Here is a 19,200-nt window from a genome sequence, read left to right as displayed (position 1 = left end):
GAACTCAAACGTTTTGGCATGAGTATGTTCACTGTTTATTCGTTCAAGCTAATGAAGATTATGCGAATGATATTGAATATGTTGTCGATGCTTATGCTACTCAAATAAATTTGTTTATGAAACAATTTGAATCTTTTATTGATAAATAAATAAAACTAAAGATATGAATAAAGATTTTGTTACAGTTCCTAATGCATCAGGGAATAATAATGGTTCTTTTGATGTTACTTGTGAACAAAATAGTGGAAATGAAAGATCTACCATTTTAACTGTATCTGGGGGGGGGGTTAATAAAACAATAAATATTACTCAAAAAGCCTCAAATCTTGGAAGTATAGAAATTGCAGGTGGTGTATATTCTTCTAATGGAACTTTAGTAACTATTGGAAATTTTGGTATGAGTACAGATATTAGAGTATCAATGACTAGCCCTCAAATGGGAAGATTTATATTTCCCACACCTATTCAAGAAATAGGTAGGTTTAATGAAAATCCTGCTTCATTTTTACGGATTAAAGTTAATGCAGAAATACCTTCTCATTATAAAGGTGAAAAAGTTGTTGCCTTTTTAGGAAGTATAAATGGAAATCCAATATATACTCCTAAAAAAGAATTAACTGTTGATGTTTATAGCGAATTAGGTAAAAATGTATTTGATTTGAATATTGCTGGTGGAATTACTATCGGTAATACTGAAATTATTAATATTAATTCTGCATTAAACCATAGACCAAATATTGCTATTTTGCTTACAAATAATAAAAAAATTGAACTTTTTAATTTTATTTGGAAAGCTGTTTATCATGACAGTTAAAATATAAAATCAAATAAATATGAAAAAATCATTTGTAACTATTACTCCTAATTAAAGTTCCGGTAATAAAGCATTAAGTGTCAACTATGATGTTTATAGTAGTGCTGATGATAAAGAGGAATATATTATTGTATCAAGTGTAGGAACTGAAACTATTAATTTAGTTACTAATAGTATATGGTAAAGTAATAGTTACTATAAAGATTTTATTTTGTTATTATTGTATTTTGTATTTAAAAAGTAATTTTTATATTTGCCCGTATCATTAAGTTGGTACGGGCTTTTTTATTGCTCGTAATAAAACAGATAAAACTATTAGTTATGGCACTGCACGTATGGTTGGTTGAAGGCTCTAAACTTATTCTGAATGTAGAGCAAATTCTTAAAGTTCCTATTCTTGCTACTATTTATAATGATTGGCATAATGATAGAGAACTTATGTATAAGATATTTAAGTTTATTGATTGTTATGCTGATGAAGACGGATATATTCATCGTAATGGTTTAAAAGATCAAAAGGCTTTTGATTATGCTATTGAAGTTGCTCAACTTAATTCAGACTTTAGACCAACTAAAGATATGATTGAAGCTATCAATTGGCTTGTTGAGCATAATATCAATTATGTTGGACAGATGTTCTTTGAAACTGTTAATGCTCTTCAAGCTGGTAAAGATCTTATGGCTGTTATGAATAAGAATCTTCGTAATGATCTAAAGAAAGACTCTTTTACTAAAGAAGAGATCGGTGGTATGCTCGGTTATATGCGTGAGATTACGAAGATGGGTAAAGACTTACCTAAACTTATTGCTGAACTTAAAGAAGCGGAAGATAATTACGTTAAGTCTAAACTCAAGAAAACTATTGTTCGTGGTGGTAAAGAGCTTGCTGCTTCAATGGATGTGCATAACAATATAGATAATGGTGTTGGTGGCGGAATAGATATGATTGATTAAGCTATGAATGGTAAATATGAGTTTTCACAAGATGCTATTGATAACTTTATGTTTATTCATGCTTATTGGAAAAATAGTTGTGATGGCATCAATGCTGCTCCTGAGAATAAGTGGGGCTATAAACGTGGAGATATTCCTTTTATAGATTATCTCTGTGAAGATAAAAGTAAATATCCGAAAGCATCCAAGGGTATTAGTTATATTACTAATAAGCCTTTATATGATCCGGATAATGATTTTCTTATTGGTAACTCTGGTGGTATTCTTATGAATATTGATTTCATTGTTATTAATATAGAAAGACTTTCTAAAGCTGCTGATACTTTTGATGAATATGGTACGTATTGTGATTACGATCCTAGTACTCCGGCTTATGAATCATTTTGGCAAAGAGAAACATCTCGTCGTAAGAAAGGTGTTTTCGTTAAAGCTAAACTTTATTATAAAGATATTCCTAAGTTCTTTGATGCTAATACTACTGATGAGGAACGTGAGAGTTTACTTCAACCTTTACGTATAACTGGTGCACATTATACTTATCTTAATTATGGTCGTATTGAACGTACACCTAATGATAAAGAACGTGCAAGACTTAAACGTGAAGGTGCTGAATACGTTGAAACTGTTATGGGTTTTCCTCGTTATTGGGATGGTGATTATTGGAACTTTAAAATAGATGAATTTATAGCTAATAATAAGTTTCATCTTACTAAGGCTAAAGCTCGTCGTAAAGGTTTCTCATATAAACGTGGTAGTCAAGCTGCAAATACAATTAACTTATTTCCGAATGTTACGGTAACTCTTGCTGCTGACCAATTAGCTTATCTTACAGATAAAGGTGCTACTACATTTATGGCTAAGAAATGTCTTGACCATTTTGAGGAACATACATTTTGGCGTCGTGGTTATATTTCTGAGGCTATTGATGATATACTTCTAGGTTATCGTGTATCTACTAAAGGTCTTAAAAACTTCGGTTGGCTTTCTAATCTTTATAGCGTTGCTATTGGTAAGAATGAATCTGCTGCTGTAGGTAAGAAAGCTATTGAGATTGATTTCGAGGAAGCTGGTAAGTGCGTGGCTAAAGGTACTCGTTTTATTATGTTTGATGGCTCAATTAAAAATGTCGAAGATATTGTTGCTGGAGATATTCTTATGGGACCTGATAGTAAACCTAGAACTGTCTTAGCTACAACACATGGTATTGATAATATGTATAAAGTTATTCCTGAAAATGGTATTGAACATATTGTTAATAGCAAACATCCGATTCGTACTATATATCGCAAAGCTTATGGTAATATAGTTAGAGAAGAGTTAATTACAGCTCCAAATCATATTAAAACTTTATCTTTACATCCTAGATGGCGTGAATGCTATGCTCTTGAAAAAGTAAATGGTATCGAATTTGAACATAAAGATGTCCTTATTGACCCTTATATATTTGGATTATGGATAGGAGATGGCGACAAAGATTCTGCTAGATTTACAAATCCTGATATTGAGGTTATAGATGCTTTGAAAGAATTTGCAAACGCTAATAATTTAGTTTGTAATATTTATAATCATAGTACAAGTAAACTTGCTAAACGAATTTCATTTACTAAAAAAGATTGTTCTTTAAATTGGTTTAGACAAGCTCTTGATGCTATGGGTGTAAAAGATAATAAATTTATACCTAAAAATTATATTTGTACAGATAGAGAATCTCGTTTGCAATTTCTAGCTGGTATTATTGATACTGATGGTAATTATGATGCTAGAAAGCATAATTTTGAAATTATTCAAAAACTTGAATCTGTTACAGCAGGTATTGTTTATATAGCTAGAAGTTTAGGTATTAAAACTACTGTTAAAACAAAAGTTGTTAATGGTTGTACTTATTATCGTATATTTCTTCTTAGTAAAGGTTGGATTATTCCAACTAAAGTTAAACGTAAACAATGTCCTGAATATACAGCTTTACAAAAAAATCCTCTTGAATGTAGATTTGATATTGAATCTATTGGTAAAGATGAATATTATGGTTTTGAAGTTGATGGTGATAGTCTATGTCTTTTAGAAGATTTTACTATTTTTCACAATTGCCCTAACCTCCAAAAAGCCCTTGATGTTACTTTATCTAATACTGAATCTGGTGCTATATCTGTTGGTACTATTCGTGTTTATGGTACGGGTGGTACTAAAGGTGCTAACTGGGCTGCATTTAGTAAAGCCTTTTATAATCCCAAAATGAATAAGATGCTTTGCATGGAAAACGTTTGGGATATTAATAAACGTCATGAAGTATGTGGTTTCTTCTTTCCACAAGTATGGGATTGTGAACCTTATGTTGAACGTGGTAATTCAATTATATTCACTGCTTATGCTTGGGATAAACAAGATAAAGAGAATCATTTTCATAATAATGATAGTGAAACTCATATAATCTATAAAGCACAACGTGCTAATACTCCTGCCGAAGCGTTCATTAATACAACAGAGAATATGTTCGCTTCTCCTGAACTTAATCTACATGTTTCAGATTTAATTAATGATAATGCTACTAGATTCTTTCAAGATGGTTGGATTGTCGTTAATGATTTAGGTAATTCTAATAAAGCTGAATTTATACCAAAAGCTGAATGTATTAAGCGTGATATATTTGGTAAAGGTAGATTCCATGAGTTTGTTAATCAAGTTCCGCATGGTTCTCGTGATGATACTCACGGTTGCGTTAGAATGTACTATCGTCCGTTCTTAGTAAATGGTGAAGTGCCTAAAGATTTATATTTTGTCAGTGTGGATGCGTATAAGGTAGATAAGGCTCAAAAAGACGTAACAGATAAACATTCTCTTTATTCTGCACAAGTATGGATGCGTAGTAATACTATTACTCCATATCCAAATCAAAAACTGCTTGTATGCGAATATATAGGGCGTTTGGACACAATGGAGCAAAATGATATAGTCACTATGGGTATGTGTCTTATGTATAATGCTGAATGTTGTCCGGAAGCTGGTACTGGTGAGACTGTTTCTAACTTTATTAAATATAAACTTAGACGTTACTTAATGCTTGACCCAACCAATGCCAATACTCGTAAATTGACTAATCCTAACAATAATGATTATGGTATTGTAATTGGTGATGGTGATAAGAAATATAATGGTCTTCGTATGCTAAAGGAGTTTATTTATGAACCTCTTTCATATACTGCTGATGGTAAACCTATTCGTAGACTTAAGTCTATTAGTAGTGTTCGATTGCTTCTAGAGTGTCAGAGATTTACTGCTGAGGGTAACTTCGACCATATTAGTGCTGCTATTGTTGCTATGTATGTCTTTCTTGCAGACTCTTTAAATACTAAGCGTCTTGTTGAAGGTAATACAGAGAATAATGACAGACGTATTGCAAATCGTTTAAATCGTCGTTAAATGGATGCTTCTAAGATTCCTAATTCTTTAGAAAAGCCTGATGTTTTTGCTTCGGAAGCTACTAAGCGTGGAGCTGTTTGGACTAAGGCTATGTGTGATTGGGTTATTGCTACTGCTCATTCTAATAATGATAAAGCAGATATTAAAGCCTTTCTTGACGCTGCAAATGGAATTGTAGATGAATCTACTTACAAGTATGTAATGGCGACCTACAACTCCGTTAATGGTAGAAAAGAAGATTTGCCTGGTAAGATTAGAGATGTTGATTTTATTACTCCTATTAAAGAGAAATATATAGGAGAGTTCATTAACACCTATAATAACTACCAAGTTTATAATGCTGATATTGATGTTGTCACTAGACGCAATGCTGATCTCCGTGTTGCTCTTGATGGTCTTCTTCGTCAGCAATTTATAAACATCATGAATGCTAATGGTGTTCAAACCGGTGAGCCTTCTAAAGATCTTCCATCTGCTGAAGACTTTATGAAACAAGCTGCTAAGGATTGGATTGATGAAGAAGCTGATCGTGGTCAGAAAACTCTTGATCTTCTTAATTCCCTTATTAAAGCTAATGAGAAATATATTCAAGCTTTTTATTATTGGTTCTGTACTGAAAGCGTTTATTCTTATCGTGATGTAAGATACAATGATGTTATTTTTGAAATTATTTCTCCTCTTGAGTATTATCGAATTGATAGTGGTAATCTTTTTGTTGAAGATGATGATTATGGGATGCGAGAGTTTGATATTAACATCAATGATATAATTGGTGAATATCAAGAAGTTCTTTCTAAAAGAGATATTGCTTACATTAAAGATATAATTCATAATCATAAAAGTACGGGTGAATATACAGTTACTCCTGTTATGCTTCGTTCTCGTGAGATTGCTTTTAATCCTACGATTGATGCGCAGAATGCTGCTCCGTACCACTCCTTGCCCTCTACCGGGGTCCTCAAAGCTCGTCATTGTGTTTTTAAGGTTCCTATGAAGCGTGGTGTTCTTACTTACACTAATGCTTATGGTGAGATTGAGCAAAAGATTGTTGATGAAGATTATGTCTTAGATACTACTCTTGGTGATATTGATATTGAATATACTTGGGTTCTTCAATGTTGGGAAGCTTATCGTTTTGGTGATAAAGATTGGGGTGTATATACTAAAGCTCAACCTATTATTGTTCAACGTGAAGAAGTGAATAATCTTAATCATTGTAAGTTACCTTATAATGGTTTAAGTCGTTTGATGCTTCTTAATAATCCTAAACCTATTCCTTATCGCTTATTACCTTATCTTGCTCTTTATCGTCTTTATACTTTAGTTGAGGAACGTACTATTAGTAAATTCCGGTCATGGCTATTGATACCTGAAAGTTTCTTAGCTGATACTAAAGATATGACTATGGAAGAGCGTCTTGATGCAGCTAATCGAGATGGTACTCTTGTATTTGATGATAGTGAAATAGCTAAACAACAAGCATCACTTCAAGCTATTAAAGAGATTGCTAATACTACAATGATTAATTATCTTAATACTATTAATCAAATTAAGCAATCTATTAAGCAAGAAGCATATGAACTTGCTAATATGAACGATCAACGTGCAGGAGATATTCAAGCTCGTGCCGGTAAAGCTGTCACTGAAATGGGACTTAATCAAGCTCTAATGGGGTCTGTATGGTCACTTAAAATATTTGATTGCTTCCGCTCTCGTGATATGATGGCTAATCTTGATGCTGCTAAGATTGCTTGGATTGATGGCTATGAAGGTTCTTATGTAGATCCAAATACCAATGAGATTGTTCAAGTTCGTGTAAATGGTACTGACTTTGTTAATTCTAATTTAGGTATCTTTGTTGGTAACTCTGCTGAACTTAATGAACAAGTACGTAAGCTTGAAGAAATTGCTTTTGGTGCTGCTCAAAATGGAAATTACGATGTAGCTGCTGAAGCTGTTTGTAATCATAACGTTGCTTCTTTACGCAAATATATTAAAGAAGCTGCCGAAGCTCAACGTCAATTTGAACTTCAAAAAGAAGAGATTCAAAAGAAGTGGGATGCTGAGATTGAACAAACTCGTGCTGCTAATGCGGAAGCTCAACGTAAATTTGAAGCTGAACAAGCTCAACTTGATCGCGATTCTAAGGAAGCTATTGCTGCTGATACTAATCTTACTAATATTATTATTACTGATGCTAAGCTTCAAGTAGATAAGAACGGTAATGATTACATTAGTGAAGATGAATCTAATAGTGGTACTCTTGATGATTATCTTAAAATGACTAAGTTAAACTTAGATATTGATAGAGCTAATCTGGAACGTGCCAAGTTTGAGGAACAAAAGCGCATAAATCGTATTAACGCCAATAAGCCACGGAAGTCTTAATGTAGGCTCTTATTTTTGTTGAATTGAACAACTATATCGACTGAAATTTGGGTTCGTCAGAGGTCTTTATTTGAGCCTTAAAATGGCATAAATTAATTGGAATTTCAGAGAGCCGTGTGATAGGCGGTACTAATGCTGTTTCTAATAATATTTCTAATGCCATTTTTAATACATATATTATTATTACATTTGTCACTGTTATAACTTAATTTATAAAAGATAAAACATTATGCCAAATCCTATTGTTCCCGGTGGTGTTACTGATAGTAATACTACTAAAACTGCGGAAGAGATAGCTGCTGAACAAGCTGCTAAAACTGCTAAAGAAACAGAAGAAGCTGCTAAAGCAGAAGAAGAACGTAAGAAAGCAGAAGAGGAAGAAGCTAAACGTAAAGCTGAAGAAGAAGCTGCTAAAACTGCTACTCAAAAAACTGAAACTGAAACTGAAACTCCTACTAAGATTGTTCTTACTACCGATGACGGTGATGTTGAGTATGATCTTGATGCTGACGGTAATGCCGTTAAAGACGGAGAGATTGTTTACACTAAAGCTCAGTTAGATGAGTTTGCTGCTGCTGAAACTCAAGAGGAAACTATAGATGTTTCTGCTATTTCTGCTATTTCTGGTTTAACTCCGGTAAATGCTGATGGTACTCCTAAGCAATACGAAATGACTGTTGAAGGTCTTGCTCAACGTGATGCTGATATTGCAGAGCTTGCTAAACGTCAAGCTGAAAGTGAAGCTATCAACAATTTCTTCCGTACTAATCCGGATATTTATCAAGCTGCTCTTTACAAACAAACGTATGGTTCTCTTGAGGGTTTTGCTAATCATGTTGATTGGACTACAATGACCCTTGAAGATAAATCAGATGATCAGTTAGAAGCTGTTATTCGTTCTGCTGAAAAACGCAAAGGTACTTCTGATGCTCAAATCGAACGTATTATTCGTTTTTCTAAAGCTGATAAAGTATTAGCTGAAACTGCTAAAGAAAGTCTTGATTATCTTGCTAATGCTCAGAGACGTGAGATTGAAGCCGCAAATGCTAAGCAAGAAGCCGAATATCAAGCTGCTCAAGAGGCTCTTGATAAAGCCTACGGTATTACCTATGATGAGAATGGTAAAGCTAAAGTGCTTAACATTCCTGATTCTTTATACGATAAGATCGTTAATAAAGGTACTATCGGAGGTCTTGCAATTCCAACAGCAGGCGTTAAAAGAACTGTTAATGGTAAAGAGCAAATTCTTTCTCGTAAAGATATTGTCAAGTATTTAACAGCTCCTGTTGTTGAAGTTAATGGTGATTTCTATACGCAAGCTCAGAAAGATGTTTTTGATATGCTTGCTGATAATGAAACGTTCGCTATGGTAGCACTTCGTAACTTGTTAGGTGCTGATATTAGTCAGTTAGCTGCTGCATCTATACGACAAGAAGCTGTTCGTCGTTTGAACATTACTTCTAGTGGTAAACCTAAAGTTAAGGTATCCATTCAAGGTGGCGGTACTAAAGTTAATCCTAATAGACGTCCTATTGTTCCGGGTGGTATTATTGATTCAAATAAATAATTATCGTAACTATGCTTAGAGAAATTGGAAAAAAACAGTATTCCAAAGAGGTTTACTCTGATGCCGATATGCTATTGAACTTTAATGTTCTTGGTGCTGTCGATTTGAATAAGTCTCTTACTTATCTTTGGGGTAGGAACAGTAATCAATTCCCTCTTCTTTCTCTTACAGAAGGTCAAGGGAATATCTCTCGTAAGAAACCTATTAATGCTGGTGATACTCAGTATAAGTGGAAGATTATGGGGAAACCTACTGTCACTTCCCCGATTGTGCGTTTGATTACGCCTACTCAAACCCCCGGTAAAGGGTTTATGTCTTTCAAAGCGGAGTTCCAAGATAACTGGATTCCTTATCAGTATTCTGCTATTACTCCTGACGGAAAGCACATGGTTCGTATGCAGACCGATGGTGAGCAGACTGCTTCTGGTGGATATATCTATGAAATGATTATCCTTGGTGGTAATCCTGATGAGTTTATTGATCTCAGCAATTTTGAGAGAGGTAAATATTGGGGTATGGGTGCTCCTACGATTGCCGGTGAATTATCTACTGGTTCTCGTTCTACTGCTGAATCTTGGAGTGAAATGACTAACCAATTTGGTTTCCATAGATTCTCCAAAATTATTACCGGTAACATTGCTAATATCGTAACCGAGTTTGAACTTGATTATGATGATGGTTCTAAAGGTACTCTTTGGATGCCTTATGAAATGCGTCAGTTCGAGTTCATGCGTAGACGTTTGTTAGAAGAGGATTTGTGGTTCTCTGCTTACAACCGTGATATTAACGGTGTTATTCACAATCAAGAAAAACATTCAAATAAACCTATTCCTCGTGGTGCTGGTGTTCGTGATATTCTTATCGCATTTGGTAACTACTTCGAATACTCATTCATGACTATTGAGCTTATTGATATGATTCTTTCTCGTATCTTTGAAGTTCGTAACGATATTGATTTGAGTAACAAAAATATCGTTCTTTATACCGGTAAAGGTGGTTCTAAAATGTTCCAACAGTGTATTAAGAATGAAGCTATCGGAAATGGTTACTTTGATAAGTTAGGTTCTGAGGAGATTCAAAGCCGTGGTGGTATCCTTTCTTATGGTGCATACTTCAATCAGTATAAGCACTATTCCGGAGCTACCGTTTCTGTTAAGGTTGTAGATTTGTTTGATACCGGTTCTCGTGCCGAAATGGATCGTAAGAATGGTCGTATGTATGGTGGCTTCCCTGTTACCTCTTATACGATGGTGTTCTTGGATCACTCTATTGATAACACGAGTGGTGAAGCAAATATTCAGTTGGTTTGTGAAGAGGGTCGTGAATATTTGTACGGTGTTTATCAAGGTATTACTCCGCTACCTAAAGAATGGGGTGCTTATAGTAAGATGTTATCTACTAGAGAGGATATTGCTACTTATGAGGTTATGTCTTCACAAGGTATCAATATGCTTAATGGTACTACTTCTTTCTGGGCTGAAATGATTTTTGAATAAGCGTACATTACGATTATTGTAAAGTATAAACTTACTAAAGTATAAACTATATGATATACTCACGCAAAATAACCTTAGCGTTAAAGCTGAATCCGACTATGTTTCAAGTCGTGAATCAGAAAAGTATTGGTGCTTTCAATACTATTTTCGGTCCGAGCATTAAAGCGGTTCTTACTCTATCTAGTAAAACTGCTGAAATGGCTTCTATACTTCCTACGATCATTGGAGCTTCTGCTGATAGCCGTAACGTAAACTTTCAAGACCTCGTTTTGAAGCATCTTAAAAACTCAACTGTTGAAGTTCCCGCTCAAGGTTATGAGCTTGAAACTGGTTGGGAGTTTTCTCTTAACGATCCTGTTAAACGTGATGCTATTCTTGATTGGGCTAAAAAGAACAGTATTAATACTGAGGTTGCTCCGAATAAATTAGAGAAAGCTATTTTTGATGCTATGCTCTTTGGTGAAGGTACTGCGGTTCATGAAGAGAATCTGTATATGTACATGACTCCTATTAAGCCGCAAGATTATATTCTTTGGCGTCTTGCTCTGCTTACTTCTACTGTTGCTAATAAACCGGAAGATGTCGAGAAATCTACTAACATTCGGTTTTACTTACATAGCATCGAAGATGTTAAGCGTATGAAAGATGCTAAGACTAAAGCTGTTGTTAATACTGCTACTAAGTTGGCTCAGTTGTTCACAGGTGATGAGTCTTCTTATAAACGTATTAGAAATATGCTTATCTGTAATGCTCCTGCTGATACTCTACAGATTATTAAAATGGAACATGGAGATTTGCAGACGGCTGTAGCTGAACTTTCTCAAACGAATGCAGATGCGTTTATTTCTCTGTTTGATAACAAGAATGTAGAAGCAATGGCGCAAGTCTATAAGTTACTCGCCGCTCAAGTCATTACGAAAGACGGTGATAATTACTTTGACACTGTGCGTCCAGAAGTAGTTCTTGGTTCTTCCATTGAGGGTGTTATGGCTTTCTTAGCTGCTCCCGAAAATGTTGAATATAAAGCACAACTTTTCACTGCTTATAAGGCTTCGGTTATAAACTAACAAAATAGTGTCAGTATGTATAGTAGTTGTAAAGAAGCACATATTGCTGTAAACGATAAGATTCAGCAGATTAATGCTAATAGGCAAGAATCTATTCGTCCGCAGTATATTGATATTGCTCTTAATGAAGCTATTGACGTACTGCTTACGCAAAAGATTAAAGCCTTTGAAGAGACTGGTCGTTATTACGATGATTTGCAGGTGCTAAAGACTACATATAGAAGTCCTCTTTACCTTCTCGCAAATGAGGGTAATAGAGGCTTCGCTTTTTTACCTGCGAATTACCTACATGGTGTCTCTTATGATGCAAGTGTTATATATGATAAGTTTAAACGTTATCGAGCAACTGAATCTGTTACTACTAGGATTTACGTTGTTAATATCAGTGAGCTATTTAAAACTATTCCCGGTTATATAGAAGATTTCGTTATTCAAATCGGTAATGATACCGTTACGTTTCATTATCCTGTTAAGATCTATCGTAAAGAGGGTCTATTTGAATATATCAACTATATGCTCTCCATATTGCTGCGAAAAGGTTACAATGTGACTTATGAACGCTACAATAACGAGTATTACCCCGAATCACTAGTGTTTTACTTCGATACGCCACAGCTAATTGTAGTTGGAGATAAATATACTATTGAATTAGTACAATTTAACTACGAGCATTATTCGGGCTTATACGAGGTTATCACTTCTGACGGAGTGATTACAAAGGTGCGAGAGAGCAAATCTGCCGGTATGGATTTAGTTTCTGATGTTCAGCGTAGGGATATGCTTCAAACGTATCACAATCGTCTTAATAGACACATTCATCCTATATGTACGATAGAAAGTAATAGGGTTTTAGTAGATATGGATGATACGTTTGTGATTACTGATGTTGCTATCACATATCTTAGACAACCTACTAGGTTTGATATTATAACTGATACTGCTACTGAACTTCCGTTTAAAACCGAGATTATTAACCTTGCTACACAGAAGCTTCTTGGTAAACTTAAAGATGAAGGTTATCAAATTGCTATAAATGAAAGTAATTCTTTAAAATAAAACGTTACTATGAGAATTGTAAGTTACGGAAAAACATTTGTCGATAATGTTACTGTTGATACTAAGTTATCTAACGGTCAACTCGGCATTTGTACTGCTTATGGTACTGCTTTGCCTACTACTGGTAGACCTGAGCCGTTTGTAATTATGTCTGCAATTCCTACTAAGGACGGTGGATTTATGAATCAACGTGGAGTGGATATTAATCCTTTTAACTTCACTTATAACGTTCGTAAATATACGGAAACAGATCAGAAAGAAACTATTATTCTTAAAGGTCTTACGAATCCGGCACTTAAGCCTGCTGAAGGTATTGTATATAATGCAGATGCTGAGTTTTGTGGTGCTATTGAAATTTGTTCTTCTGAGGAGTATCGCCATGGTCTGACGGTTAATCCTAATCCTCAGATTGTTCAAATACCTGTTCGGATTCATGCTACTGATACCGTTGATCGGTTGGTAGAGAAGATTAAGAAGAACCTTAGTCTTACTGCTTATAACAAAGAGTTATTTGATATTACTATCGAGAAAGCTGATAGTGCTGTTCAGATAACCGTTGTTGCTAAAAAGCCTACTAAATTGACGATGAACGTATTCGGTATTCTTGCCGATCAAAAAGCCAATGGTACTATTACCGTTAAACATACGAAGTTATCCGGTTTCTTGGCTGATGTTGCTCTTAGTGATGAAGACCTTCGTTATTCTCTGATTAACATGGGTTGGAATCCTCATGATGAGTGGCAGAAAGCTTGGGGTATTGGTGACCCGAAAGTTGGCTTTGATAAAGTCGCTTATCTTGTTATTTCTACGGCTGAGTTTAATCAATTCCCTGAGATTGCCGCTGATAACAATAGTCCTCGCAAATTCCAAATCGTTGTTGGTACGGAAGCTGTGATCGATGCTGTTGTAAATAAACTTGAAGCTATTAAGACTTTAGCTAAAGGTTCCGGTGATAATGCCATTTCTCTGAATACTGCAACTGACTAAAGTTGCTTGGAAAACTACGCAGTGCTTAACGGTTCTGCGTAGTTATATTTGTTTAAACTTAATGCTATGGAATGTAATATTAAAATTGTCAAGTTAAAACAAGTTCTTCCTCTTGGTACATTTCCTAAGCGTGAGCATAACGTTCGATTCTTCTATCATCGTACTGATGGTTGTTACTATATGTATGATGAAAAAGGCTGCGAAATTAATCTAACTACTGATGGTAATATTATTGCTATTGATAGAGAGTTAATTGTTGGTAGTGAGTCTTTGACTGATGACACTCTTGTTTGCATTGGTCTTAAAGCTAATTATGTGCATCCTAGTCGTGGTATTAGAAATAATACTTGTGGTTGTCAAGATACATATATTCGTGCTTGGACTTACATCAAAGATCTTCAAGATTTTATGCAGTCTGGTCATATCGAACGTGATTACTATAGAGTTACTTTAGTTCCTTCTCCTGAAGAGGGTGGTATTGTTGGATGTAGTGGTTCTGCTATTGTTCCTGATGAAAACTCAGATGGCTTCCGTTTCCAATTTGAAGCTGGTAGTCGTGTTGAACTTTATGCTAAACCTGTTCAAGGTTATCACTTTAAAGGTTGGAAAGAGTTTCATACTAATGAGATTATGTCTATTAGTCCTAATTGGTCTTTTACTATTAAGAAAGATATGGATTTGATAGGTGTATTTGAAAAGGATGAAGCTCCTATTGAACAATTCTATATTAATGTCAATGCTGATCCGGCTAATGCAGGATATGTAGTTGGTGCCGGAACATTCCCAAAAGGTACAAGGCATTCTATAACAGCTGCGGCAATTCAAGGGTATCATTTTACTCATTGGACTGATAGTTTAAATCGTATTGTTTCTACTAATCTTCAATATGATCTTGTTGTTGAGAAAGATGAAACTTATATTGCACACTTCGAGCTTGATGCTCCTGTTATTGAGGAGTACAATGTAACTATTATAACTAATCCTGCTGATAAAGGTTCAGTTAGCGGTGGCGGTACTTATAAATCCGGTCAAACTGCAATAATTGTTCCTAGTCCTGTTGAGGGTTGGGCAGTTGATACAGTTACTGCTTCTGGTGGTAATCTTGTAGATAATGGTAATGGTACATATAGCATCGTTGTTACGCAAGATCTTACGATTACAGTAAACTTTAAAGAAGCTATTCGTTATTTCACGTTTAGTATCGTGGCAAATGCGAATGGTTTAGTTCGATATAAAGATATTAATGATGCTTGGTCTCAATGGACAGAAAGACACGAAGTCACTGCTCCGGAAAAGACTATTGTCACTATCGCTGGTAAAGCTAATAGCGGTTATGAATTTGAAAAGTGGGTAACTCCTACTGGTGCTAATCTTCCTAATAATGAAAATAATATCATTGTTGAAGAAGGTCTGCATCGCAAAGTTTATACTGCTTATTTTAAGGAAACTTACATTCCACCTGAAACTCATATTGTTAATATCACTGCTGGTTCTAATGGTAAATGTAAATATAAGATTGGCTCTGGTGAATATTCAGAAGCTGCATCTTCGCATTCTAACATTAGTGTTACTGACGGTGAGACAATTGAGGTATTAGGTGTTCCTTATAGCGGTTATTCTTTTGAACAATGGAATATTGGTGGAACTACTTCTAACTCTAATCCTTATTCAAAGGTTATCACTGAGAATGTAGATTTCTCTTGTACGTTCGTAGAGATTCCACCGGAAGAAGTTACTATTACGGTAGGTTCTGACGGAACTAATGAAACTCGTTATCGTATAGGTGATGGTTCTTGGTCTAGTTGGTCTACTTCTGAACACACGTTTAAAACTGCTGTAGGTTCGATTTATTCAGTTGAAGCTCGTGCGGTTGGCAATTACAAGTTCAGAGAGTGGAATACAAGTGGTGCAAAGGTTTCAGATAATCCTGCAACATTCACTGCTAAAACCGGAACGAATGCAACGCATATTGCTACGTTCGACCAAGTGATCATGCGAACGCTAACTCTTACTGCTGGAACGGGTGGTAAATGTCGTGCAAAGATCAATGGACGTTGGAGCGACTATTATAGTGGCACAAAGACTTACTCTAATATTGTTGACGGAACTACCGTTTCTGTAGAAGCATTAGCAGATAGCGGCTATCATTTTAAGGAATGGATTGATTCGAGTGCACCCTCGACTACTTCACGTGATATTGTCATGAATGACTCTAAATCTATTGAAGCTCGTTTTGAAGTTGATGCTCCTGATAAATTCCAAGTTACCTATGAAGCTATTCCTAATGGAAGTGCTACAATGGAAGGTGCTGGTACTTATGATGATGGTGATACTTGTACGATTAAAGTTAATGTAAGTCCGGGTTATACTTTGAATAAAGTGCTTGTTGATGGTGTTAAAATCACTCTTAACAGTAACAATCAGTATAGCTTTGTGGTTGAGAAAAACATTAAGGTTACTATTGAATGTGATCTTATTCCTGAACCCACACATTATACACTTACAGTTAAAACCGAAGATGAAGGTGTAGCTCAAGGTGGTGTTGGTATCAATAAAGAATCTAATTTAGGAGTTGAAACTGCTGAATTTGAGGATGGTACTGTTGCTACTATTCATGCTACAGCTGCTGAAGGTTATAGCTTTGGTGGTTGGTGGAAAGATGGAGTTAAGGTTTCTGACGATGTAACTCTAAGTGTTACTGTTGATGCTGATAAGACTTATATTGCTAAGTTTACTCAAGATCCATATCTCGAATTAGATAAGACTTCTCTTACTTTCGAGGCTGCTGGTGGAACTCAAACTGTTAATGTTACTTCTAACGTCGAATGGACGGTTTCATAATTAGGGGGGGGGAGGGTACTAAGATGGCTATTGCTTCTTGGCTTACCCCTACCGCTAAGAGTGGTACGGGTAATAAAACGGTTGGTTTAACTGCGAGTAAGAATGCCGGTGCGAGCAGAACAACTATTGTTACTGTTTCAGTCAGCGGTATTACGAAAACTATTAATTGTACTCAAGTAGAAGCTGATAAGTTTACTATTAAGATTTCAGCTTTAACTACTAATAGTTCAGGAACTACTATTACAAATGTTGGTGATTGTTCTATTGGTTCATCCGCTACAGGTGGAGTTAAAGAAGGAACTTATTATCGTGATACACAAGTCACATTGACTGCTAAAGCCGCTCCTACTGGGTATGATTTTGTTGGTTGGTATGAAGGCTCTAATCTTGTTTCTACAAGCCTTTCTTTCGCTGTTACTTTAACTGCTAATAGAACTCTTATTGCTAAATATAAGATTAAGAGCTACACTGTTAATGCAACTTCTGAGGATATAAACAAAGGTACTGTAAGTCCTGCTGGTCAAACTGTAGAACACGGTGCTAATGCTACTGTAGTTGCAACTCCTAAGCCTGCTTATAATTTTACTGGTTGGTACAATGGAACAACTAAAGTATCTAGCAATGCTTCATATACATTTGCTGTTACTGCCAATATCAGCTTAACTGCTAAGTTTACAATTAAGACTTTCACAACTACTACTGCTAATTCAACTGGTGGTACAGCAAGCGTTAATAAGTCTAGTGTAGAATACGGTGGTTCTGCTATTTGGACAGCTACTCCAAGTACTGGCTATAATTTTAGTAAGTGGTCTAATGGTTCTACTATTAATCCTATGACAGTTTCTAGGATTACTGCCAATACTCATATTACTCCGGTATTTGTTCTCAAGTCATATACTGTAACTTGGAATCCTAATGGTGGAACTGTAGATCCTACGTCTACTACTAAGACTCATGGTTCTACTTTAGGCACATTACCTACTCCGACAAGAGCTGCTGATGCTCAATACACTTATACATTTAAGGGTTGGTTTACAGCTGCAACGGGTGGTACTCAAATATCTGCATCTACTACTGTAACAGGAAACGTTACTTATTATGCTCAGTGGACTGCTACTCTTAGAAGTTACACTGCAACATTTAATGGTAACGGTGGTGGTACTCCTAGTCCATCAACTATTACTAAAACGTATGGTTCAGAATTAGGTACTCTTCCGACTTGTTCTAGAACAGGTTATACATTCCTTGGTTGGTACACAGCATCTAGTGGTGGTACGAAGATTTCATCTACTACCAAAGTTACTGGTACTGTTACCTATTATGCTCAATGGTCTATTAATAGTTATACTTTAACTTACAATGTTAATGGTGGTAATGCAGTAAGTCCTGCTTCTAAGAGCGTTCAATATGGAAGTGCTTATGGCACTTTGCCGACGCCTACGAAGTCTTCTGATGCTGAATACACTTACGCATTTGCTGGTTGGTACACTTCTGCAAGTGGTGGAACGCAAGTTACTGCTAATACGACAATGGGTGCAGGTAATACTACGATATATGCACATTGGACTGCGACTAGACGGAGTTATACGATAAATTATCAAACAACATACGGATCTTTGAATAGGACTAGTCAATCTGTTGCTTATGGGTCGAAAGGCTCTTGTACTTTGACTATGCCTGCAAATGATGCTCAGTACACTTATACTTTCCAAGGCTGGTATACTGCTGCTAATGGTGGTGGAACTAAAGTTGGTTCTTCATTAACTTTAGAAACGCCGAGTGTAACAGGTGCTGCTACTTATTATGCTTATGTGACCAGAGCTGTTAATAGGTACACCTTTACATTTAACGCTAATGGTGGTAGTACTCCTTCTTCTTCATCTATAAGTAAAAATTATGGTGAAGCTATTGGAACGTTACCTACTTGTTCAAGAGCTGCGGATAATACTTATACGTATGCGTTCGCAGGTTGGTTCGATACTTCTGCTACTAGCGGTGGTACTCAATTAACTACGACAACTAAGGTTACTTCTAATAAGACTTGGTACGCTAGATGGACTGCAACTTATAAGAATTATACGGTTACTTGGAATGGTAATGGTGGTACTCCTAGCAAGTCTAGTAGTTCATTCCATTACAATGACGCTTTAGGAACTCTTCCTACTGCTACAAGAACTGGATATACTTTTAAGGGATGGTCTACGTCAGCTAGTGGTTCTGTTAATGTAAGCACAACTACCAAAGTTACTGGTAATGTTACTTACTATGCTATCTGGCAAATTAACAGTTATACACTGACTGTAACTGCGGGTACAGGTGGTACTGTTAGTGGAAGTGGTACTTACAATTATGGTGCAACTGCTACATTAAAGGCTACACCGTCTGCCGGTTATCACTTTGTTAAATGGAGTGATGGTAATACGAATGCTAGCAGAACTGTTACTGTTACTGGAAATGCTACTTACACTGCAACGTTTGAACAAGATCCTTATTTGAATCTTGATAAAACTAGTCTAACGTTTGAAGCTGCTGGTGGTACACAAACTGTCAAAGTAACTTCTAATGTTAATTGGACTGTTTCTTAAACTTTTAAATGTTCCGCTACGCTTTGCA

General features: G+C 35.7%; 11 protein-coding genes. All 11 read left to right on the top strand.

The annotated features are described in order from the left end of the window. The first annotated feature begins 163 nt into the window (after positions 1-163). Entirely contained in the window at positions 164-814 is a 651-nt protein-coding gene (locus tag AC5LAX_RS05950; RefSeq protein WP_493263801.1) for a BACON domain-containing protein, read from the top strand. 321 nt (positions 815-1,135) lie between these two features. Further along, entirely contained in the window at positions 1,136-1,768 is a 633-nt protein-coding gene (locus AC5LAX_RS05945; protein WP_493263800.1) for a hypothetical protein, read from the top strand. A gap of 3 nt (positions 1,769-1,771) precedes the next feature. After that, the gene (locus AC5LAX_RS05940) at positions 1,772-5,185 is read left to right on the top strand and encodes a Hint domain-containing homing endonuclease (RefSeq protein ID WP_493263799.1); all 3,414 of its coding nucleotides are present in this window, start codon (positions 1,772-1,774) and stop codon (positions 5,183-5,185) included. Continuing rightward, positions 5,186-7,573, top strand: a complete 2,388-nt coding sequence (locus AC5LAX_RS05935) for a hypothetical protein (protein ID WP_493263798.1) — start codon at positions 5,186-5,188, stop codon at positions 7,571-7,573. Positions 7,574-7,802: 229 nt separating this feature from the next. After that, positions 7,803-9,140 (top strand): hypothetical protein, encoded by a 1,338-nt coding sequence (locus AC5LAX_RS05930; RefSeq protein ID WP_493263797.1) that lies wholly within the window; start codon positions 7,803-7,805, stop codon positions 9,138-9,140. Positions 9,141-9,151: 11 nt separating this feature from the next. Next, positions 9,152-10,636 carry a hypothetical protein gene (locus AC5LAX_RS05925; RefSeq protein ID WP_443882641.1) on the top strand — a complete coding sequence of 495 codons (1,485 nt, stop codon included), beginning with the start codon at positions 9,152-9,154 and terminating at the stop codon, positions 10,634-10,636. 98 nt (positions 10,637-10,734) lie between these two features. Continuing rightward, positions 10,735-11,703, top strand: coding sequence for a hypothetical protein (locus AC5LAX_RS05920; RefSeq protein ID WP_443882640.1), 969 nt, complete (start codon positions 10,735-10,737; stop codon positions 11,701-11,703). A 15-nt stretch (positions 11,704-11,718) separates the two neighbouring features. Continuing rightward, positions 11,719-12,759 (top strand): hypothetical protein, encoded by a 1,041-nt coding sequence (locus AC5LAX_RS05915; protein WP_493263796.1) that lies wholly within the window; start codon positions 11,719-11,721, stop codon positions 12,757-12,759. 9 nt (positions 12,760-12,768) lie between these two features. Then, the gene (locus tag AC5LAX_RS05910) at positions 12,769-13,746 is read left to right on the top strand and encodes a hypothetical protein (protein ID WP_493263795.1); all 978 of its coding nucleotides are present in this window, start codon (positions 12,769-12,771) and stop codon (positions 13,744-13,746) included. A gap of 48 nt (positions 13,747-13,794) precedes the next feature. Continuing rightward, positions 13,795-16,587 carry an InlB B-repeat-containing protein gene (locus AC5LAX_RS05905; protein ID WP_493263794.1) on the top strand — a complete coding sequence of 931 codons (2,793 nt, stop codon included), beginning with the start codon at positions 13,795-13,797 and terminating at the stop codon, positions 16,585-16,587. Positions 16,588-16,610: 23 nt separating this feature from the next. Further along, the gene (locus tag AC5LAX_RS05900; RefSeq protein WP_493263793.1) at positions 16,611-19,172 is read left to right on the top strand and encodes an InlB B-repeat-containing protein; all 2,562 of its coding nucleotides are present in this window, start codon (positions 16,611-16,613) and stop codon (positions 19,170-19,172) included. Positions 19,173-19,200 lie beyond the last annotated feature (28 nt).

The sequence above is a fragment of the Megamonas sp. genome, from assembly GCF_986095205.1.
Note: the sequence above shows the minus strand (reverse complement) of the source record. Positions and strands in the feature narration are given on the sequence as shown.